The organism is Collinsella sp. OM04-5, assembly GCF_003439125.1.
Classification (GTDB): domain Bacteria; phylum Actinomycetota; class Coriobacteriia; order Coriobacteriales; family Coriobacteriaceae; genus Collinsella.
Map to the genome: position 1 here is coordinate 75,211 of NZ_QSUU01000011.1, position 20,652 is coordinate 95,862.

General features: G+C 60.7%; 13 protein-coding genes. 7 read left to right on the forward strand and 6 right to left on the reverse strand.

Annotated features, from left to right (window positions below):
* Window positions 1–210: 210 nt before the first annotated feature.
* Entirely contained in the window at window positions 211–7,497 is a 7,287-nt protein-coding gene (locus tag DXB53_RS07650; RefSeq protein WP_158556508.1) for a DUF4430 domain-containing protein, read from the forward strand.
* 9 nt (window positions 7,498–7,506) lie between these two features.
* Window positions 7,507–8,385 carry a DUF4430 domain-containing protein gene (locus DXB53_RS07655; protein WP_233503844.1) on the forward strand — a complete coding sequence of 293 codons (879 nt, stop codon included), beginning with the start codon at window positions 7,507–7,509 and terminating at the stop codon, window positions 8,383–8,385.
* A gap of 355 nt (window positions 8,386–8,740) precedes the next feature.
* Here DXB53_RS07655 and DXB53_RS07660 read toward each other — a convergent pair whose 3' ends face one another.
* The 3 genes from DXB53_RS07660 to DXB53_RS07670 all read right to left on the reverse strand — a co-directional run bounded on the left by DXB53_RS07660 (window position 8,741) and on the right by DXB53_RS07670 (window position 11,759).
* The gene (locus DXB53_RS07660; protein WP_117583989.1) at window positions 8,741–9,148 is read right to left on the reverse strand and encodes a GtrA family protein; all 408 of its coding nucleotides are present in this window, start codon (window positions 9,146–9,148) and stop codon (window positions 8,741–8,743) included.
* A 220-nt stretch (window positions 9,149–9,368) separates the two neighbouring features.
* Complete coding sequence (locus tag DXB53_RS07665; RefSeq protein ID WP_117583990.1) at window positions 9,369–9,764, reverse strand: GtrA family protein; 396 nt, start codon at window positions 9,762–9,764, stop codon at window positions 9,369–9,371.
* A 78-nt stretch (window positions 9,765–9,842) separates the two neighbouring features.
* Entirely contained in the window at window positions 9,843–11,759 is a 1,917-nt protein-coding gene (locus DXB53_RS07670) for a fructose-1,6-bisphosphatase (protein WP_117583991.1), read from the reverse strand.
* A gap of 320 nt (window positions 11,760–12,079) precedes the next feature.
* Between DXB53_RS07670 and DXB53_RS07675 the strand changes: the two genes are divergently transcribed.
* Window positions 12,080–12,970: a DegV family protein gene (locus DXB53_RS07675; RefSeq protein WP_117583992.1), complete on the forward strand. Its 891-nt coding sequence runs from the start codon at window positions 12,080–12,082 to the stop codon at window positions 12,968–12,970.
* An 80-nt stretch (window positions 12,971–13,050) separates the two neighbouring features.
* Here the strand turns inward: DXB53_RS07675 and DXB53_RS07680 are convergent, their stop codons facing one another.
* Window positions 13,051–14,142: a hypothetical protein gene (locus tag DXB53_RS07680; protein WP_117583993.1), complete on the reverse strand. Its 1,092-nt coding sequence runs from the start codon at window positions 14,140–14,142 to the stop codon at window positions 13,051–13,053.
* A 190-nt stretch (window positions 14,143–14,332) separates the two neighbouring features.
* On the opposite strand from DXB53_RS07680, the gene DXB53_RS09950 reads away from it, so the two are divergent.
* On the forward strand, window positions 14,333–14,503 hold the full coding sequence (locus DXB53_RS09950) for a hypothetical protein (protein ID WP_158550943.1): 171 nt from the start codon (window positions 14,333–14,335) through the stop codon (window positions 14,501–14,503).
* Between the two features lie 24 nt (window positions 14,504–14,527).
* On the opposite strand, the gene DXB53_RS07685 is transcribed toward DXB53_RS09950, so the two are convergent.
* Window positions 14,528–15,631 (reverse strand): RsmB/NOP family class I SAM-dependent RNA methyltransferase, encoded by a 1,104-nt coding sequence (locus DXB53_RS07685; RefSeq protein ID WP_117583994.1) that lies wholly within the window; start codon window positions 15,629–15,631, stop codon window positions 14,528–14,530.
* A 151-nt stretch (window positions 15,632–15,782) separates the two neighbouring features.
* Window positions 15,783–17,933 carry a methionine--tRNA ligase gene (locus DXB53_RS07690; RefSeq protein WP_117583995.1) on the reverse strand — a complete coding sequence of 717 codons (2,151 nt, stop codon included), beginning with the start codon at window positions 17,931–17,933 and terminating at the stop codon, window positions 15,783–15,785.
* A gap of 133 nt (window positions 17,934–18,066) precedes the next feature.
* On the opposite strand from DXB53_RS07690, the gene DXB53_RS07695 reads away from it, so the two are divergent.
* From DXB53_RS07695 to queA, 3 genes are all read left to right on the forward strand, one after another.
* Complete coding sequence (locus tag DXB53_RS07695) at window positions 18,067–18,636, forward strand: DUF3267 domain-containing protein (RefSeq protein ID WP_117564474.1); 570 nt, start codon at window positions 18,067–18,069, stop codon at window positions 18,634–18,636.
* A 67-nt stretch (window positions 18,637–18,703) separates the two neighbouring features.
* Window positions 18,704–19,279 carry an epoxyqueuosine reductase QueH gene (locus DXB53_RS07700; protein ID WP_117583996.1) on the forward strand — a complete coding sequence of 192 codons (576 nt, stop codon included), beginning with the start codon at window positions 18,704–18,706 and terminating at the stop codon, window positions 19,277–19,279.
* Between the two features lie 70 nt (window positions 19,280–19,349).
* The gene (queA, locus tag DXB53_RS07705; protein ID WP_117584002.1) at window positions 19,350–20,561 is read left to right on the forward strand and encodes a tRNA preQ1(34) S-adenosylmethionine ribosyltransferase-isomerase QueA; all 1,212 of its coding nucleotides are present in this window, start codon (window positions 19,350–19,352) and stop codon (window positions 20,559–20,561) included.
* Window positions 20,562–20,652: the final 91 nt, after the last annotated feature.

A 20,652-nucleotide genomic window follows, 5' to 3' on the forward strand; every position in this document is an offset into this window, starting at 1 on the left:
TGCGCGGTTTTCCTGCGCGTTTGGGAGAATCGGGGTGCAAGTCCCCGGCTGTACCAGTAACCGTAATTCCTCTTGGCCCGGGATGGTCGCGTCGCAGATCGGACGGCGCTCCCGGGTCGGTAAGGTTAAGTCGGATCGCCTCCCATCTTGTACATGGCCGCGGCGCATGCCGCCGGTACGCGTTGGGCTCTGGAGGGAAGGGGGACCCCGATGGGGGTACTCGAGCGCAATGTGCGCGATGACGTGGGGCAGCCGCTGGGCAATGCCCCAAGTGCAGACAGTAGGAGACAAATGGATATGTTTGAGGACGAGTGCCAGCGTGCCTCGTGGCGTCGCCATGGAGCGATTGCCCGCGGCGTAGCCAAGCGCGGCCTGGTGGCGTTCCTGGCCTTTGCCATGGCCTTTGGCACCACGCCGGCGCAACTTTGGGCCGAGGGCGCCGAGGGCATTGCCGAGGCCGTGGCTCAGGCTGCGACGGCCGGCGAGGGCGCGGCGGCAGACGATGGCGTTGCTGCCGATACTGGCGCGAACAGTGCGGCGGCGAGCGCTGCTGTCGATGGCGCCGACGCTGATCAGGGCGCAACTGCGAGTGCCGCGAATGGCGATGACGCCGCCGCAGACAACGTGACTGAGTCCGAGAACTCTGCTGCGGCGTCTGCTGCTTCGGAGCAGAAGAACGCCGTTGGCGCCGCGTCCGCCACAACGCTTTCGAGCGAGGCCAAGGTCTTCATTCAGGACACCAAGGATAAGGACAGCTCCTATTCCACGAAGTCGGGCGCGCTCAAGGCCGGTGAGACGCTTTGGGCAAATATGTACGATGAGGTCGAGGACGACTGGTACGGCACTTCGACTGAGTCCGTTGTCAATCCCGGCACCTGGACTTACACCTGGCTCGCCGGCACGACCAGGGCCAGCAGCAATGTCGCCGACTACACCGAGGTCGTAGGCCACGAGCAGTCGCTCACCGTCACCGCCGCGATGGAAGGCAAATACTTCATCTGCAAGGTAACGGTTGATGGCAAGGATTACTTCGGCCCCTCGGTTTCGTACGGCTCGGGCATTAACCCCAACTACATCCCCGGCCCCGTGCTGGGCGCCGGCCAAATGGAGCTTTACAGCGTCAAGCTGAGTAGCGACGTGCCGAGCATAGGCGATACCCTGACGGCGACTCCGTACAAGGATTGGTCGAGCCCCGCGGGGTCTGACGCCAAGGTCACCTACACCTGGTCCGCTTCCACCTCTTCCTCCTCGGGCTTTACCAAGATCGAGGGCGAGACGGGCGCTACGCTCGTGGTGGGCGACGACCTCGAGGGCAAGTACATTAAGGTTGAGGCCACTGCCGGCGTCAACACGGTGAGCAAGACCACTTCCAGCAAGGTCAAACAGGCCGGTGCGGTCGAGATTTCGGCCGTATCCATCGTTAACACCAAGGACAACACGAGCGTCTTTGCGGTGGGGGATACCGCTAAGGCCCGCGCCAAGGAGAAGGGCGGCGCGTACGGCGCGTTCGTCGACGCGAGCAAGCTCAACTATCAGTGGCAGAGCTCTGACGCCAAGAGCGGCACGTATACCGACATTGTGGGTGCCACGGGTGAGACCCTCGAGCTTACCGACGCTTTGGGCGGCAAGTACCTCAAGTGCAAGGTGTCTTCGAAGATCGGCTCTTATAGCTTGACCAACTCGACGGGCGCTCTCGTTGCGGCTACCGGTTCAATTAATATCACCAAAGTGTCCATGAGCCCCTCCTCGGGCAAAGTCGAGGTTGGCTCCACGATTACGGCGACCGCCAAGGCGGGTTCCACCGACGTTACCACCGATTCACATGTCACGTGGCAGTGGTATAAGGGCACCTCGAACGCCGCAAGCTCGTGCAACACGCCTATCGAGGGTGAGACTGGCAACACACTGACAGTGACCGCTGCCCTTAAGGGCTACTACGTCGTGGCCAAGGCCAACGGCGGTTACGGCGAGCAGAAGCCTTCTTCTTACTATGCGGCGGGTCCTGTTTCCGTTGCGGGTCAAGTGGAGCTCTATGACGTGCAGTTCGAGGGCTCTCCCGCCACCAATGGCGTGCGCGTAGGCGATACGCTCAAGACTAAGGTGCGCAAAAAGGACGGTTCGCGCTATAGCAATATCGACCGCACCGATAATGTGACCTACCAGTGGCAGTATGCAAATAGCAGCTCGAGCTACGACTCCGCTTACACCGATATCCCCGGTGCCACCGAGGCCACCTATACCGTTGACGCCGCCTATGCCGGCAAGTACCTGCGCGTGAAGGTGACGAGCGAAAATACCGTTTCCAGCACGCAGAAGAAGAGCTCCTCCGGCGGCACGCAGTCCGTAGCTCCGCTCGGCCCCGTGACGCTTAAGGGTCAGTACAAGCTGGCGGGCATTGAGCTTGCCGATAAGAACGTTACGCTGAGCGTGGGTTCAAAGATCACGCCGAGTGTGCAGGTGCCGGGCAGCTGGTCGGGCTCGACCAAGGACGTGCCCGACGATGCCGAGTTGACCATGGCGTGGTATGCCAAGGGCGAGGGCGATGCCGATTGGACCGAGCTTACCGACGGCATCGATACGACCGATGGCAGCCTGACTATTTCGGATGCGCTTGTCGGCAAGCGCATCAAAGTTACGGCGAGTGCTCTCGACAACACCGTTGAATGGGTTTCGCCCGACACTGTTACCGAGGCGGGGGAGTATAACCTGCTGCGCGTGATCGCCAACCCACAGATCAATAGCGATTCGGTCCATCTCGTCTCGGGTGATAGCGTTAAGGCGACGGCGCAGGCTAAGCGTGCCGACGGTTCGGCCACCAACGGCATTGACGTGACCGCTCAGGCGACTGTTGCCTGGTATACGGCGGACGACGCGAAGGCTCCCGCGGCCGACTGGACGCTGCTGCCCGATATGTCGGGCGCCGAGGCGACGGTTTCGGCTTCTGCCGCGGGCAAGTATCTGAAGGCTGTCGCCACGAGCGGTAGCTCGACGGTCGAGCTCGTCTCCGCCAACAAGGTTATCGCCGCGGGTTCGCTCGAGGCTGCAGTCCAAAAGCTCAACGATGCCAATAAGCAGATCGCCGTTGATTACAGCGCCAAGGGCGGCAACGTCAACGATGTCCTGAAGGCGCAGCTTGCCGATTTGGGCTTCACCGATATCGACGTCAAGATCTCTGAGGGCGGCGTTGCCTTTAAGGCTGAGGATGACAAGGCCACGGTCGGTATCTCCGACGCCCAAGATAAGACCAACGGCGATGTGACGTTCTTCTTCATTGACCCCAACGATTACGCTGGTTACAACATCGACGGCCTGCGTAGTGCCGATGTGGTGTTTGAGCTGTCGCGTGACGGCGAGAAGACCGAGTATTACCAGCCCAACAAGACGGTTCAGGTGGCTTGGGACGAGGCTCGTGTGCAGCAGATGCTCGACGATGCCGCCGAGCAGGTTGCCATCGGTTACGCTGCGGGCGATTCGGCCGAGTCCGTTACGTCCAACCTCACGCTTCCGTACCGCGCAGGCTCCAAGAGCAAGTTCGATGTTAGCTGGAAGAGCTCCGACGGCGATGTTGTTTGGCCGTCCGGTTATGGCTGGGACGACTACACCGGCAAGGTGACGCGCGTTTCGAGCGATCGCACCGTAACGCTGACCGCGACGGTTTCGTTTGTGAGCGGTGGCCCGTCTGACGTTAAGGGCTCGCACGACTTCACCGTGACCGTCAAGGGTGATCCCGAGAAGGTTGCCGCCGACAAGAAGGCGTTGCAGGAGAAGGTCGATGCGGCCTTTACCTACGACAATATTAAGTACTCTGGCACCAAAACGGTTGCGGACAAGGACGGCTTAACCGCCGACCTGCAGATGCCGCGCACGAGCACGCTCAATATCGACGGCAAGTATTACAAGGTCAAGTACTCCGCCAGCACCGATGACATTACGTTCAACGGCTACAAGGGCACGGTCTATCAGCCGCTGCCTGGCACCGAGGCAGCGAAGACCAAGATCACCCTCACGGTGACCGATAAGTCCAACGCCGAGGTCACGGCAAGCAAGACGCTCGATTTTGCAATTGCCCCGCAGGACCAGGGCGAGCTCGATGCCGAGCTTTCTCTTATGGAAAAGGCGAAGGCCGGCTATGCTGCCGCCATTCTGAATGGCCAGGACGCCAATGCCGTTTCGGCGGACATGCACGCGTTCCAGAAGGCTTATCTTGATGCCGACGGCAACCTTGCCTGGAGCTATAACAAAGCGACGACCGATTCGACGTCCCTTGGCATCGTTCCGGTGGATCTGCCTGGCTATGACGCGATGTCCGGGCAGGATTGGCGTCTGTTTAAGTCGAGCAACAGCTCTATTGTTTCCGCAGAGAATCTCAAGGTCACGCAGCCGCAGTACAACACGAAGGTTGTCGTTTCCTCGCGTCTGACGAGCGAGAAGTACGCTCGCTACGCTGAGCGTTACCCCGACAACGCTACGTACGCCAAGCTTGCCAACCAGGACGTGTCGGCAAAGATCACGGTTCTGGGCACGAGCGGTCAAAACAATCCCGAGGTTACGGCGACGTGCACAGTTATCGGCGTCGATTCCAAGGGCAAGCAGCAGACGTGGGCTGCCGCGACGCAGTACACGCTCAAGAATGGATCGACGGCCGCCGATCTTTCCGAAGAGCTCTTTAAGCGGGCCGGCCTCGAGGCCGACTACGACCCCAATGGTTCTTGGGGCTGGGTGCTCAACTCCATTACGTCGCCTTTCGACGCTGATCGTACTCTTGCGTATGATTCCGCTACGGGTGCCTATTGGCAGCTGTTTATCAATGGTGTTGCGGCGTCGGTTGGCGCTGGCAGTTACCCCCTCGATGCGGGTGACTCTGTCGTCTGGTGCTACTCGAAGTACGGTGACGCTGCGCCCACCGACCAGCTTTCGGTAAGCTGCACCGTTATCGGCCAGGATGCTTCGGGTGCTCAGCAGACGTGGGCGCAGCCTACGACTGCACTGGTGGAAGAGGGCGCAACTGCCGCCGATCTTTCCGAGCAGATCTTTAAGCAGGCAGGAATTGGTGCCGCTACGGGTACGGGCTCGTACGGCTGGTTCCTCAACTCGTTGACCTCGCCGTTCGACAAGAAAGTGACGCTTTCGACCGAGCAGGTTAACGAAAGCACCTGGAAATTCTGGCAGTTCTTTGTCAACGGCAAGAAGGCCAATGTCGGCGCCGGTAACTACACGCTCAAGGCCGGCGATGAGATTACCTGGGTCTATGGTTCCGATGGCACCATGCCCGGTCAGGTCTCTGTCTCGATGGAGATCATCGGCAAGAAGGACGATAAGGCACAGCGCTGGACCGATCCTTCGACGCAGGTGTTCGTTAAGGGCACGACGATCAAGGACGCTACTGCCGCCTACTTTGATGCCTTGGGCATCAAGTCCGAGATGTACGATCAGCTGGGCTTCTGGGGTGTTCACAGCCTTGTCTCTCCGCTTGACGGCACTAAGTTGGCCGGCGCTTGGTCGTACTTTGTTAACGGTGTTCCCGGATCTCAGCTCGATAGTGACTACGTGCTCAAGTCGGGTGACGAGATCGTCTGGGCCTATGCTGCCGGCGATACGGTGCCTAATCCCGACGAGGTCGTAGTCAATCCGAGCGCCCCACGTCCGACCGATTGGAAGTCCGATTGGGACGGTAAGTCCAATGCAGTGGTCGAGAACGTTTCGACGCCTACGGGTGCGTTGGCGAGCTCTTGGACGTTCGATTGGAAGGCGTATTCTGGTTCGGCGTATCCCAACGCGAGCGAGCCTATTGTCGTGAACGGCAACGTGTATCTTGCCGTCAACAAGCGCTTGCTAAAGATTGACGCCGGGTCGGGCAAGGTCCTTGCCGAGTCGAATCTTAAGACTGCGGTCGGTTACACCTCGCGCCCGATTTATGCGAACGGTTTGGTTATCGTTCCGCTTGACGGCGGTGCGGTCCAGGCCCTGACGGCTGACGCGCTCACAACGGTTTGGGTCACTGACTCCGTGAGCAGGACTGCTCAGTCGAATTCTCAGCTGACGGTTGATGGCAATTACCTCTATGTGGGCACCGTTGATGTCAACTATGGAACGAGTACGTACAATAACGGTCATCTGACGCGTATTAATATCCTGACCGGCGCTGTTTCTTGGCAGCATGTCAATGCCGACGAGGGTTATTACTGGACGGGCGCGACGGTGGGCGATGACTATGTCTTGGTCCCCACCAGTGCCGGTACCGTCGAGATGCTCAGCAAGTCTTCGGGCGATGTGCTCGGAAGTGTTTCGGTTGGTGCTCTTGTCAACTCAAGCTGTGTGCTTTCGGCTGACGGCAGCCATGCCTATCTAATCTCGCGCGACGGCAAACTGCACGTGTTGGCGATTTCTGATGGCGACTCACGCGATGCGGATGCCGCTTCGCGTATTACCGAGGAGCGCGTAGTTGACCTTGGCCTTACGGGATGTGCATGCGCGCCTACGATGCTCGACGGCAAACTGATTATCGGTGGCGAAGTCAATGGCGGCTCAGCGCTTGCTATCGTTGACCTGAACAACAACTTTGCCACGACGCTGGTCACGACGGCGGACGGCTCTCAACTGCCAGCCGGACTTGGTGGCATCAAGGGCGCTCCGCTGGTGAGCACTCAGGCAGATGGCACGTATGTCTACTTCACGGTTAACTACGGCGAGAGCTCTGATTATGTTAACTACACCTCGGGCGGTGGCGTATATCGTTACAAGTTGGGTGACGCTGAGGCTTCTGGTGTGTTTAGCGCAACAGGCCACAACAACTACTGTGACTCGCCAATCGCTTGTGATGCCCAGGGCAACTTGTACTACATTAACGACTCTGGCACGCTGTTCAAGCTGAATGCTGGCGTTAAGGTTTCGTTTAGCGCTGGCGAGGGCTCCAAGGTGGATTTCCAGACCACGGCTGCCAACGGCTCTATTACCAAGCCTGCCGATCCGACGCGCGAGGGCTACACCTTCGCTGGTTGGTATACCGACGAGGCTTGTACGGAGGCGTATGACTTTAGCGTTGCGGTGACGGCGGATATGACGCTGTATGCCAAGTGGGTCAAGAATGCTGTTAGCCCTGGTGGTAACGGCGGCTCTGGCTCCAACGGCGGCTCGGGTAATGCCGGTGCCGGCGCCGGTTCCGGCAATGGTACGAACGGCCAGCAGAGCGGCGGCGCTGTTTCGCCTGGGCAGAAGCCGGTGTCGTCGACCGCGACCACGACCGAGACCAAGGACGGCAAGGATTCCAAGAAGGATTCCGACAAGTCCGACAAGAAGGACAGCAAGAAGTCTGATAAGAAGTCCAGCAAGTCCGGCTCCAAGTCCGATACGGGCTCGGCCGCCGCGACTACCGCTAAGAAGCCCGCTGAGGCTCCCGCGCAGCAGTCTGGCTTCAACCCGCTCGCCATCGTTGGCGTTGCGGCTGGCGTGATCGGTCTTGCCGTCATCGGCGTGTTCGTATTCACCAAGCGTCGGTAGGTGAGGGCTGTGTCCAATAATCCTCAGGACGCCGAGTCCGAGCAGCCCGACTCGTCGTTCATTCAACTCGACGATGCAAAGCAAAAGGGCGCCGCTTCGGCGGCGTCCGCCCCTCGGCGCAAGACGCTTGCTGGTGTTCTTGCAGCTGCCTGCATCGTTTTGATCGTTGTTTCGCTGGGCTTTGTCCAGCCTTCCACCAGCGGCGCTTGGTCTATCGATTGGATTGCTCAGGCCGTGGCGGGAAAGAGCGTTGCCGACTCTGGTTCCACCACCTCCGGCAAGGCAGGGGCAGCGGGTTCCTCGTCTTCTGATGCTGTGGGCTCCGAGTCCAAGAGTTCGGATGAATCGGACTCCAACGACGATTCTAAATCTTCGGATAAGGACTCAAATAAGGATTCGAAGGAGAAGAAGTCCGAAGGCAAGGGCGGCAAGAAGTCCAGCAACACGTCTGCCGGACAGGGCTCCGAATCCGCCGGTGGTTCGAGCTCTTCTTCGGGCGGTGGCTCGGTGTCTGGCGGTGGATCTGCATCCAACAGTGGCGGCGCCTCTGCGGGCAATCAGGGCGGCTCGCAGGAGTCCGGCTACGTTACGGTGACGGTTTCGGTCACATCGAGCGCTGTGGGCAATCCTGTGTCTTCTAGTGGCACCTTCACCTTTAACGAGGGTGCAACGGTCTACGATGCCCTGTGCGCTCTGGGCCTTTCCGTGAATGCGCATGGCTCATCGTTCGGCACGTATGTCGCCGCCATTGGCGGTTTGGCCGAGAAGGAGCATGGTGGCACGAGCGGCTGGATGTATTCCGTCAACGGTGTGGCGCCCAACACGGCGTGCAGCAACTACGTCCTACACAACGGCGACAGTGTTGTCTGGTATTACGTAACGGGCTAAATACCTCGACATAGCACGCCAAGCGGGCGGTTCGGACAAACATCCGAGCCGCCCGTCTTTATGCGAATGGGATGCCGTTTCCCAATCGAGGCTCAATCGGAAATTGCATCCCACTCTGAAGGCGAATTCCGGGACACAGTTTCCGCTAGGACGGCGTTTCGGAAACTGTGTCCCACTCTGAGGGCGCAATCTGGGTCGCAGTTTCCGGAGCGGCGCCCCCGGGGAAACTGCGTCCCATTCCTACGCTGTAGCCCGCCTCGTACGCCTTCCGCGGCAGACTCTGTAAACAAAAAGCCGGTTGGAACGTGAATTCCAGCCGGCTGCGAAGCGAGATTATGTTGGGCCGTCTACGCGTCTACGACTGTGCGCCCTCGAGGAAGAGACGACGGCTAAAGTAGTTGTACCAGGTGACCAGGAACGTGGCGATGGCCTTCATGGCCTGGTAGCCGATGCTCAAAAACGTGACGCCCACAAACATGTACAGGTCGTTGAGGCCCAAACCAATCACCGACAGGATGGTGAAGATCGTGAACTCGCGCTTGCGGCTCATGCCCTCGCGGTGGTCGAACACGTACTTCATGCTGAGCCAGTAGTTGACCACGACGGACGTGATAAACGAGAGCGTGGTGCTCAACAAAAAGTCGAGGTGGAACAGCTCGACGAGCGCAATGAGCATGCCCCAGTCGATGCCAAAGGAGATAAGACCTACGACAGCGAACTTGAGGAACTGCTTGGTATGAGGTTGTGCCAGTGCCTTGCGCACGTAATCACATCCAATGCGTTGATGAATCGAGCAACGAGATACTTTAGAGCTTTTGCAAGGGAAACGTAAGGGCTTTGCCAAGAACTATACGAACTCGCCAAATTTGCAAGAGACAATCCGCAAACGTTGCAAATCTTGCCGTAAACGAGCAAGGCCCACGAACAACGCAGTGCTTGACGCACGTTGTCTGTGGGCCCCGTAGTGCAACGAGGAGGCCGAGCTACTTTGTCTCGTCGCCCTCCAGGAAGATCTTTCGGGTCACAAAGTTGTAGACCATGACAAGCGCAGTGGCGCAAATCTTGGCGATATTGGCCTCGAGCCCCAGGCCGGCGTTGAGCGCCAGCACGATACCGTCGTTGAGGGCCAAACCGATCACGGACAGCACGACAAAGATAATGAACTCGCGGCGGCGGCTCATGCCCTCCTTGTGCGCAAACACGTACTTCATACTTGCGACGTAGTTAAAGATGAGCGAGACGATAAAGCCGCTGGTATTGGCAATCAGGATATTGAGGCCCAGACCGTAGTGGAGCAGATTCATGATGCCAAAGTCGATGACGGTGGCAACGACGCCGACGACGCCAAACTTCATGATCTGCGCAAGGAGCTTTTGCATGGTACCTGCCTTAGGGTGGCGCCGGAGCGCCGCGGGGATGACGAACTCAGCAAGTTTGGCCAATCCCCGCAGGCGGGGCTAGGCGCGCTCCTCGATAGCACCGTTTCTATATGCATCGAGCAGCTGGCGCAGGTCCTGGATTTGTCTGCGGATCTTGGCACCCGTATCGGTGTCGCTCACCATGCGGCGACGGTCGGCCTGGTCAAAACGATTGGTCTCGCTCTCGATGTCCACGTTGCGGGTAAGTGCCTCGGCAACCGTGGTAAAGGCTTGGTGCGACTTAAGGCGACATCCGCGCGAGCTGGAGATAAGCGTGTAGCCGGCGATGCCCGTCTTGGGATGGTAGGCGCGGCAGAAGCCGCCATCGATGACCAGCAGCTTACCGTTGGCGCGGATGGGCTGCTCGCCCTTGGTGGTCTTGACCGGGGTGTGGCCGTTGATGATGTGCCCCGTCGGCGAGCACGCCATGGGGGTGACGCCAAACTCGCGCATGATGTCGTCGCAGACCGAGGGCGACTTGGTAAGCGTAAAGTACGGGTCCATCGGCTCGACCCAGGTGCTCTTATCGGCGATATAGGCGCGCTCAAAGGTACGCACCAGGCGTCCGCTGGCGGGTGAGTTAAAGCCAATCCACAGGTACCACATCCAGTCGAGGGCGTCGCGGTCGCCCACGCGCCAGGCGCGGCGGGCGATGTGGTCGCAAAAATCGAGATAATCGCGGCCAGCGTGCCAGGTGCCCAGACAGTTCATGCTGCTAAAGGTGCCGTCTTCGTTGAGCGGCACGCAGCCATGGAACAGCAGGTTGCCGTTGGCGACCTTGTACATCGAGCCGTGGGAATAGAGGAAATCGATATGGCGATGCAGGTGATCGGCGGTGACAAACTCGGACACGAGCTTGTCGATGATGTGCTGCTCCTGGGGCGTGAGCGTATAGGGGTCCGCCGGGTCGACGGTGGGGAAGTCGTTGGTCGTGAGCGGCCACACACTGCCGTCGGCGAGCGTGACCGTGCCGGTGTCGTGATCGATTTTGTCGAGTAACAGGCGGTCGGTCATATCGAACTCGGGGTGGCGCTGGATAATCTGGCCCTCGAGCTTAAAGAGCAGCACGTTGATGGCCTTGATCAGCGGGGTGATGGGCTCACCGTCGGTGTAGGTGGCATCGGCAAAGGCGACAAGCTCACGCAGCGAGATGCCGTAGTCGTTCTCCAGGATCTCGTAGTTGTCGTAGCGTAGGTTGTTGCGCAGCACCGTGGCGATGCAGGCGGGCTCACCGGCCGCAGCGCCCATCCACAGCAGGTCGTGGTTGCCCCACTGGATGTCGAGCGAATGGTAGGTGAGCAGGCGGTCCATAATCTTGGCCGCGCCGCCACCGCGGTCGAAGATGTCGCCCACCAGGTGCAGGTGGTCGACGGCCAGGCGCTTGATGAGCGAGGCAAGCGACTCGATAAAGTCGTCGGCGCTTGCGGTCTCCAGGATGGACTCCACGATGCGCTCGTGATAGCGCACGCGATAGTTGTTCTCGTCCGGGTGCGTGTGCAGCAGCTCGTCGATGATATAGGCGTAATCGCGTGGGATGGCCTTACGCACCTTGGAGCGCGTATAACGGCTCGAAAGCGAGCGGGCAACCATAATGAGTTGGTCAAGCATCGTCTTGTACCAGGTGGGCGAGTCCTCGCGCTGGCTGCGGACCAGCTCGATCTTCTCGCGCGGGTAGTAGATGAGCGTGCACAGCTCGCCCTTCTCGTCAAAGGAGAGCGTTTCGCCAAAAATCTCGTCGACATGCTCGCGCACGACGCCCGAGCAGTTGTTGAGGATGTGCATAAAGGCTTCGTACTCGCCATGCACGTCGCTCATAAAATGCTCAGTGCCTTTGGGCAGGTTGAGGATGGCCGAGAGGTTGATGATCTCGGTAAACGCGGATTGCTCGGTGGGAAACTGTCTCGACAGCAGGCGCAGATACTTGAAGTCTTGCGGATTGCGATCGAATGCGACCATGAAACACCTTCCGATAGGGCTGGTAAAACTGATAAACAGCGTAAAACGTTTATCAGTATGCGCCGCTTTTGTTTCGATTGGGGATGGGCAGCCGAATTGTTAGCCGAACGGTTTGGTAAATCGATTTAGTGGAGGTAGATATGGCGGTTGAGTGGAGACGACAGAGGGTGTTTTCTCAGATATTTATGCGTGGGGCCGGTGGAGACGATGGTGGTAAAGATGTTCGCTATTTTTGGTTCGATTTGGTAAATAGTGGACATATGTACCGTATGTAGGCTCACTGTGCGATAATTTGCGCAGCAATGAGTAAGGAGCCTCATATGAGTGATTTTGTCCTGACCTGTGAATCCGCCGCCGACCGAACCCGTGAGTTCTTTGCGTCGCGCAATATCCCTGTCGTGTGTTTTCATTACGAGATCGACGATGTTGTCTATACGGACGATCTGTATCAGTCGATTACGCCGGACAAGTTTTTTGCCCAGATTGCCGCGGGCGCCATGCCCAAGACGTCTCAGGTGAGCGTGGGTGAGTACGAGGAGTTTTGGGAGCCGTTTGTTGCCGAGGGCAAAGACGTGCTGCACCTGACGTTGTCATCGGGTATTTCGGGCACGTATGGATCGGCCTGCGTTGCGGCGCAGATGCTCGCGGATCGCTATCCCCAGGGCGGCAAGGTGCGCGTCATCGATTCGCTGGCGGCGTCTTCGGGCTTTGGCCTGTTGCTGGAATATGCCGCCGACGTGCGCGATAGCGGGGCGTCACTCGACGAGACGGCCGCTTGGATCGAGGAGCACAAGCTCAACCTGCACCACTGGTTCTTCTCGACCGATCTGTCGAGCTACCTGCGCGGCGGTCGCATTTCGGCCGCGAGCGCGATCATCGGCACGGCGCTTAAGATTTGCCTGCTTATGACGGTCGATTGCGAAGGTGGGCTGTCGCCACGTGAGAAGATTCGCACTAAGAAGCGCGCGATTTCCGAGATGGCTAAGACCATGATGGCACACGTGCAGGACGGTGCGGATTATTCGGGTAAGTGCGTCATGTCGCACTCGGCGTGCCGCGAGGATGCCGAGGCAGTTGCGGCGCTGATCGAGGAACAGATTCCGCAGCTTAAAGGCAAGATTGAGATCAATAACATCGGTACTCTGATTGGCTCGCATACCGGACCTGGCACGGTGGCGCTCTTCTTTATGGGCGACAAGCGCGTGGATTAATTTGCCCCATCACATCGCTGCATGATTGCTCAAACGAAAACGGCCCGCCTCACGTTTGTGGGGCGGGCCAAGATGTTTTGCTAGCGTTTCTTTCCGCGGAAGAAGAAGCCGTGCAGTGACGGCTTGAGGCCGCGGTTGGCGCGACGCTCCTCGATATGATCGTGGATCGAAGCGACGCGCTCGATAACCTCGTCGGGAATCGGCACGTCGGGATTCATGTTCTCGACCTGGCTGACCTCGGCGGCGGCGACCTGGTCGATAATGGGCACATCGTCGTGCGAGATGACAGGCGTGGCGTCTTCTTTCATCTTGCGGTAGCGCTGCATCATGTCGGTCTGTAGCTGCTGGGCCGAAGGCGGTGTCCAGATGATGGCGTTGGCACCGGCGGCGATGGTCTCGCGGATGCTCTCGGGCGTCTTGCCGCCCGGCGCGATGAGCGGCAGGTTGGGATAGTGCTCGCGCAGCTCGCGCAGGACCTGTGGCGTGTTCTTGCCGGCCGCGATGTTGAGGATCTTGGCGCCGGCGCGCACTTTGGCGTGAGCATCGTCGTCGCAACGTACGACCGTGGCGATGACGGGGATGTCGGCGATGTTGGTGATGTGCTCGACCATCTCGGCGGTGGCGGGGGAGTTGACCACACAGCCCGCCGCGCCCTGCATCTCGGAGACGGCTGCCATCTGAACGGAGCGCTTGCCGGTGGTGGTGCCACCGCCCACGCCTACGAAGACCGGGCACTCGGCGACGGTCAGCAGCGCCTGCGTAATGGCCGGCTGCGGCGTGAAGGGGTAAACGGCAAAGACGGCATCGGCATTGGAGTTGCGGATGACCGCGACGTCGGTGGTGTAGATGAGCGATTTGATACGACGGCCGAAGAGCGTGAAGCCGCTGGCCTCCTCAATCTCGTCAGGCATGCGAAGGGCCGCCTTGCGCAGGCGCCCGTCGATGGGCAGCGGCTCCATGGGAAGCAGTCCGTTGGGGGTCACGGCTACCTGGGGTTCGGTGAACTCGTCTGCGAGCTCGACCTCGGAGAAATCGACCGAGGCGACAATGTCCTCGTGAACCTCGGCGGGCACATCGATGGGGGCTTGGTCGTTTGCCGCGGCAGGCGTGTCGAAGGAGCTGGTGCCGACGAAGGCGTCGACGCGCTCATTTAGATCGTTGAGGGTATCCATGGAGGCTCGATTCTATGTGATGACGGCCGGCAGGGTGCCGGCAGCGTTGTGCTTGCTAAATCGTTTGACGAGTTGATTTTTCCCCGCCGCGTCCTCCGTTAGACCGAAGGGCGGCGAACGTGAAGGAGCTGTGGTGGCGGGGATCGAGGTGCTATCTTGAAAGTCCCGTTTAAAAGAGAGGTGACGCGGTATGGAATTTTCGGCAATGTTGGGCTCGATTGGCCTATGCGTGGGCGCAATCGTTGCCGCCGCGGTCATCTACTTTGTGGTCACGGCCATTAAGGGCAAAAGGGCCGAACGCAAGGAGCGCGCGATGCTTAAACAGCATCGCGACCAGCAGGACAAACGCGCACGGAGATAGCTTGTTGAGTTTTGGATCCGTACGCTAGCTGCGTTTTCGGATCAGGGCAATGTAGAAGCCCTCAAATTCGCGGCTGGGCGGAATGGTGAGCGTGCCGGGCAGGCCGTTGGCGATGGCCGATACCTGACCCGCGGCAATGGCCTCGGTCAGGGCGTTGGACTCGATGCGCGGCTTCTCGCCAGCTTCCTGGGCGCGGCGTGCCTCACTTTCGCTTGGCGTGCCGTCGAGGGGGATGAGCTCGCAGTCCATATGCTTGTCGAGGGCCTCTTGCAGGGCGTCCTCGTTTTCCTGCGGCAAGATCGAACAAGTCGAATAGACGAGCGTGCCGCCCGGTTTGAGGGCTCCCATGGCGCGGTCCAGAAGTGCTCGCTGCGAGCGGGCGCACTTGCTCAGCAACTGCTCGGTGAGGCCGCGCAGGCTCTTCTCGTTGCCGCTGACGACGGTGCCCGTGCCGGTGCAGGGAGCGTCGAGCAGGATACGGTCAAAGCGGAAGAACTCGTCGAGCTCGCGTGCGTCGATGCGCATGACGGGCACGTTTTTTGCGCCTTGGCGGTGGAGGTTGGCTTCGAGCTTCTCGGCGCGGGGAATGCTCATCTCGCAGGCGGTAAGGTGCGCCTGCCCCTGCGTGAGGGCGGCGATCTGCGTCGTCTTGCCGCCGGGGGCCGCGCACATGTCCAGGATGTCCTCGCCGGCCTGGGCGCCCAGTACGAGTGGCGGCATCATGGACGACAGACTCTGAAGGTAGATCTTGCCGTCGCGATAGATGTCGAGGTCCCACAGGTCGGAAACCTGGGCGTCGGGCAGGATGAAGGCATCTGGGTACCAAGCGACGGTTTGGTGGGCGATGCCGGCTGCGTCGAGCGCGGCGGCGATGTCCTCGGCGGTCGCCTTGAGCGTGTTGGTGCGCAGCGTGACCGGGCGTGTGGCCGCGGCGCCGAAGCCCTCGATCATGAGCTCGGCATCGGCAGGCGTATAGGCGCCGGCAACCGTGTCGACCATAAAGCGCGGCAGGTCGGCAGCGCAGGGGAGGGCGGCAAGCTGGTCGGAAAGCTCGGTGGCGGCAAACTGCCTGAGCTTGAGCTCGGCCTTGACCTGCTTTTTCTGCTTACGACGACGCGGCTTGGACATCCGTCTTTCCTTCCACCTAAATGATTATTCTGGGACGGGGATTAAAAAATCATTTAATGATCCCCGTCCCAAAAAGACTACTTTGCGTCGCCCGGGAATGATTTTTTAATCCCCGTCCCAGAATAATCATTCCCGGGCGCGTTGCTGTTGCCTAGTACTGGCTCTCGTGCTTGCTGAAGAAGTCGAAGCGCGGGGGTAGCGGCTTCACGCGGTGCTCGCCGGGCTTCTCGCCCAGGCTCTCCACAAACTCATCCGTGGAGGCGAAGATGTTATCCCAGCTAAAGAAGGCGACCGGGTCAACGTCGAAGTACTCGCAGATGAGCTCGCAGCCGGCAGGGACGATGCCGTGCATCAGGACGGTCGCCACGCGCAGCTCGGTAAAGGCGTCGACGAGGGCCTGCGTCATTGCGGCGTTTGCCGGCTCGCCCTCGAGCTTGTTGGCGGCCTTAGAGGCGTCGCTCCAGCGCTTGTTGGCGGCACGCAGGTAGTCGTCGCACACGGCAAGCGCGCGGTGCGTCTCGAACTTGTACATGGCCTGCTCAAAGGCGAGGGCTGCCTGCTGGGCGGCTTCGACCACGGTGTCAGAAGCGGCACCGGCGGGGATGCAGCCGTTGCGGTAGGGGCTCTCGTCGCCTTCCTTGACGGCGACGCCGTAGAAGCAGCTGCGGGCCAGACGGTTGAACACGCCGGTCAGCAGCGCGCTCTCCTTAAGGGCCGGGTCGATAACGCGCTTGTCGTCGCAGGCGCGTACCTCGTTGCCGTCCTTGTCCTTGCCGGTCACACGCGTGTCGTATGCCTTGGGGCTAAAGCTCACCGGCTTTTCGGATAGGCCGAGCGACAGCCAGTGCGCGCGCATCTGCTCGCAGGTGTAGTGGTTGAGCAGGTCGTCTGCCGGCGGGGGAGGCGTCTGCGAGGACGAGCTGGCCTTTTTGCCCATGTAGAGCAGGTGGTAGCAAGCGCTGACGGTGCTCTGCGTGAGGTCCCAGCCCAGGGCCTCCCACATGGCGGTCTGCGCGATGCAGTAGAAATAGATGTTGTCCTGACCGATGAACTGGTAAATCTGAGCGTCGTCAGAGCACCACCAGTCGCGCCAGTCGAGCGAGCTGTGCTGGTAGGTGGGTGCGGGCACCTGCGTGGAGTCGGCGGCGGGCTCGCCCATGAGGGCGGCATCCTGGGCGGCGACGCCCTCGGTCACGCCGGCGGCCTTGGCATCGCGTGCGAGCACGGTACGCGTATAGCTGATGGGCGCCCACAGGCTCTCGGGCCAGCACCAGCAGGTGACGTCGGAGACGCCATCGACCTCGGGCACCGGAACGCCCCAGTCGATGTTGCCGGTGATGCGGAAGGGCACGAGTGCCTTGCCGCTGCGGAAGCGCACGCCACCGTTGGCGAGCACCGCGTGGGCGTCGTCGCGCTCCTTCCAGCTGGGGAAGGTGACGGTAAAGCTGCTCTTGTTGCCCTCGGGCTCCAGCACGGTGTGCTCGGGGAGCTGGTCCTCGACGGCATCGAAGGCCTCGCGGAACTTGTTCTGGATGTAGAGCTGAGCCGGCAGCAGCCACTCCTCCATGGTCTTGGAGACCACGGAGCGAACCTGCGGGTTCTGGGCGAGCTTGGCGGTGTAGGTCTTCATAAAGTCGAGGTAGGCCGGCAGGTCAAAGTAGAGATTGTCGACCGGGCGCAGCTCGGGCACCTCGCCGGTGAGCTGGCTCTTGGGCGCGATGAGCTCCTCGGGCTCAAACTGGTGGCCCAGATCGCACTCGTCGGCATAAGCCTTCTCGGACTTGCAGCCCTGGATGGGGCAGCGGCCGATGACCTGGCGGCCGTTGAGGAACGTGCCGGCCTTGGCATCGTAGAACTGCAGCGTGGAGCGCTTGGAGATGGTGCCCTGCTCGTGCAGGCGCTCGATAATCTCGGCAGTCACCTCGTTGTGGATCTGGGCCGCCGGCTCAAGGCCCGAGCCGGCGTAGATGTCGCAGCTGATGTTGTAGTTGTTGAGGGTCGCGGCCTGGCGGGAGTGATTGGACTCGACATACTCGCCGATGGACTTGTCGTAGCCCTCGTTCTCCTTGAGCTTGCGGTAGCTCTCCATGATGGGCGAACCGTAGCAGTCGGTGCCCGAGGTGAAGATGACGTTTTCGCGGCCCAGGCGGTCGCGCAGGAAGCGGGCGAAGAAGTCGGCCGGGACAAAGACGCCGCCGACGTGGCCAAAGTGCAGACCCTTGTTGCCGTAGGGCTCGCCGGCGGTAACGATGGCGCGGCGCGGCCAGCTGGGACGGTCGTTCATGGAGTATTTGGATGCCATGGGACTCCTTCGCATATAGGTAAGAGCGCGGCCGGGCACGGGGTTCGGCGGCGCGGTGGTCAATTCGTGCATATCGTTCGACATTATCGCACATGCGGGCGGGTGCGTGGCAGGGGCGCTATCCTAAGATGCTATGAATGAGATTTCCAACATACATGCGTTTGAGGACGAGGATTTTCTACACGCTTGCTTCGTGTGGGGGATGGCCGTGATCGCGGTGTTTGCCGTGTGCCTGGTGCCGGTGTTTATGCTGTTGGGCGGGCCTGCGGACTTGGACGCGGCTGAGGCGGGCGGCTGGATGGCTGTCGTGGGCTGGATAGTCGGCTTGGCTGCGGTCTCAATGGCATCGTTTGCCGTGCACGAGCTGGTGCATGCGGTGTTTTTTAAGCTGCTGGCGCCTGCGGGCGCGCAGGTGACCTTTGGGGCGAATCGCGAGACGGCGATGATCTATGCCTGCGCCGAGGGCGTTGTGTATTCGCGCCGGCGGTACATGGCGGTTTGCCTGGCGCCGACGGTTGTTGTGACGACAGCATTTGCCCTGGGGTTTGCGTTCTCGGACTATCCGCTGCTGTGCTACCTGGCGGCTGGTCTGCACTTGTCGGGCTGTGTGGGTGATTGGTATTACGTGCGGACCATTCTGCGCGACCGCCGTATCGTCGCCTGCGAGGATACGTCCTTTGGCGTGCGCTTTTTCGCAAAGTAGTCTTTTTGGGGCGGGGCTATTTTAGCTGCCATGATGTCGGGGTGAGTTTTCTGGGACGGGGATGTCGATGAAGTCGTTGTTGCTGCATGCGTGCTGTGCACCATGCTCGCTTGAGCCGGTTCGCCTGCTGCGCGAGGAGGGGTTTGAGCCCACGATTTGCTGGACCAATCCCAATATTCAACCGCGCGATGAATGGCGGCGGCGTCTGGACGAGCTGCGCCGGTGGTGTGCCGATGGCGACATCGAGCTCATCGAGGCGGGGGAGGACCGCGAGCGCTGGGAGGCCGGCGTGGCCCCGCTGGGCGCCGATCGACCCCGTCGCTGTCGCGCGTGCTATGCCCTGCGCTTGGCCGAGGCGTGCCGCGTGGCCCAGGAGCGCGGGTTTGAGTTTGTGGGCACGACGCTCGCCGTCTCGCCGTATCAGCTGTTCGATACCTGCAATGATGTTTTGGAGCGTCTGGCTGCCGCCCGCGGTCTCACCCCGGTGATTCGCGATTTTCGCCCGTATTATCCCGAGGCCACGCGTCGTTCGCGTGAGCTGGGCATGTATCGGCAGAATTACTGCGGCTGCCGATTCTCGGCCGTCGAGGCGGCCATGGACCGCGCTCGCATCCGCGACGAGCGCAAAGCGTCCAAAAAGTAGTTCTTTTGAGCTGGCAGCCTGCTAGGATGTAGAGCGGACTTTAGCTATATAAGGAGTATCCGACGTGTCTATGCGTACCGATGATTTTGACTACAACCTTCCTGAGGAACTGATTGCCCAGGCTCCTGCCGAGCCTCGCGACTCCTGCCGCCTGCTAGTGGTTGATCGCAAGGGCTCCCAGGCGGGAACGCCGCTGGAGCACGGCGGTACCGTTGAACACCGCATCTTCCGCGACATCATCGACTATATCGAGCCGGGCGATGTGCTCGTCATCAACAAGACGCGCGTGATGCCGGCCCGCCTGATCGGTCGCAAGGCAGGCTCGGGTGGCGTGGTCGAGACGCTGCTGCTCAAGCGTCGCGAGGATGTTGATCCGCTGGGCCATGTTTGGGAGTGCCTGGTCAAGCCGGGCAAGCGCCTGAAGCCCGGTGCCCAGATTGAGTATCGCGCCGGTGGCGCCCATGCGCCCGAGGGGGCTCCCGTGGTGCTGACGGCCGAGGTCATCGACTTTGTCACCGATAGCCGTGGTGGCCGTCTGGTGCGCTTTGAGCCGGCCGGTTGCAATGCCGCCGGCGACCCGCGCACGCTCGACGAGGCCATCCATGCGGCCGGCCACGTGCCGCTGCCGCCCTACATTACCGATTACGAGGGCGACCCCGAGAAGTACCAGACCGTCTACGCCATGAAGGAGGAGCACTCGGCTGCCGCTCCTACGGCGGGTCTGCACTTTACTCCCGAGCTCATGGCCGCTATCGAAGCCAAGGGCGCGAAGTTTGCCGCCGTCGAGCTCGAGGTGGGCATCGATACCTTCCGCTTGGTGGAGGAGGACGACCCTACGCAGCACGTCATGCACACCGAGCGCTACCACGTGTCGCAGGAGGTTGTCGACGCCGTGCATAAGGCGAAGGCCGAGGGTCATCGTGTGATCGCCGTCGGCACCACCGCGGTGCGCTCGCTCGAGAGTGCGTTTGACGCGGACGCGCCGGTGTCCGATCCGGCTGTGACGGCGCGCTATTTTGAAGGCCGCGAGGACGGTGCCGACACGCTCGGCCGCGGCGACATCGTGGCGCGCGAGAACGCCACGACGCAGCTCTACCTCATGCCCGGATCGACCTATCACGTGGTCGACGCGCTGATCACAAACTTCCACGTGCCGCGCTCCACGCTCATGATGCTCGTGAGCGCGCTTGCCACCCGCGACCAGATCATGGATGCCTACGCCGCCGCCATCGAGGAGCGCTACCGCTTCTTCAGCTTTGGCGACGCCATGCTCATTTGTTAGTTACGCGGTTCTACGAACCGCGTAACCAGTTGACGCTGCGCGGGCCGCATTTGGACAATCTGACGTTCAACTTCAAGGGCGCGACCAGAAG

Coding starts and splice junctions, on each gene's coding strand:
- DXB53_RS07650 (WP_158556508.1), top strand. CDS start 211: ATGGGGGTACTCGAGCGCAATGTGCGCGATGACGTGGGGCAGCCGCTG.
- DXB53_RS07665 (WP_117583990.1), bottom strand. CDS start 9,764: ATGCAAAAGCTCCTTGCGCAGATCATGAAGTTTGGCGTCGTCGGCGTC.
- DXB53_RS07670 (WP_117583991.1), bottom strand. CDS start 11,759: ATGGTCGCATTCGATCGCAATCCGCAAGACTTCAAGTATCTGCGCCTG.
- DXB53_RS07675 (WP_117583992.1), top strand. CDS start 12,080: ATGAGTGATTTTGTCCTGACCTGTGAATCCGCCGCCGACCGAACCCGT.
- DXB53_RS07680 (WP_117583993.1), bottom strand. CDS start 14,142: ATGGATACCCTCAACGATCTAAATGAGCGCGTCGACGCCTTCGTCGGC.
- DXB53_RS09950 (WP_158550943.1), top strand. CDS start 14,333: ATGGAATTTTCGGCAATGTTGGGCTCGATTGGCCTATGCGTGGGCGCA.
- DXB53_RS07685 (WP_117583994.1), bottom strand. CDS start 15,631: ATGTCCAAGCCGCGTCGTCGTAAGCAGAAAAAGCAGGTCAAGGCCGAG.
- DXB53_RS07690 (WP_117583995.1), bottom strand. CDS start 17,933: ATGGCATCCAAATACTCCATGAACGACCGTCCCAGCTGGCCGCGCCGC.
- DXB53_RS07695 (WP_117564474.1), top strand. CDS start 18,067: ATGAATGAGATTTCCAACATACATGCGTTTGAGGACGAGGATTTTCTA.
- DXB53_RS07700 (WP_117583996.1), top strand. CDS start 18,704: ATGAAGTCGTTGTTGCTGCATGCGTGCTGTGCACCATGCTCGCTTGAG.
- queA (WP_117584002.1), top strand. CDS start 19,350: ATGCGTACCGATGATTTTGACTACAACCTTCCTGAGGAACTGATTGCC.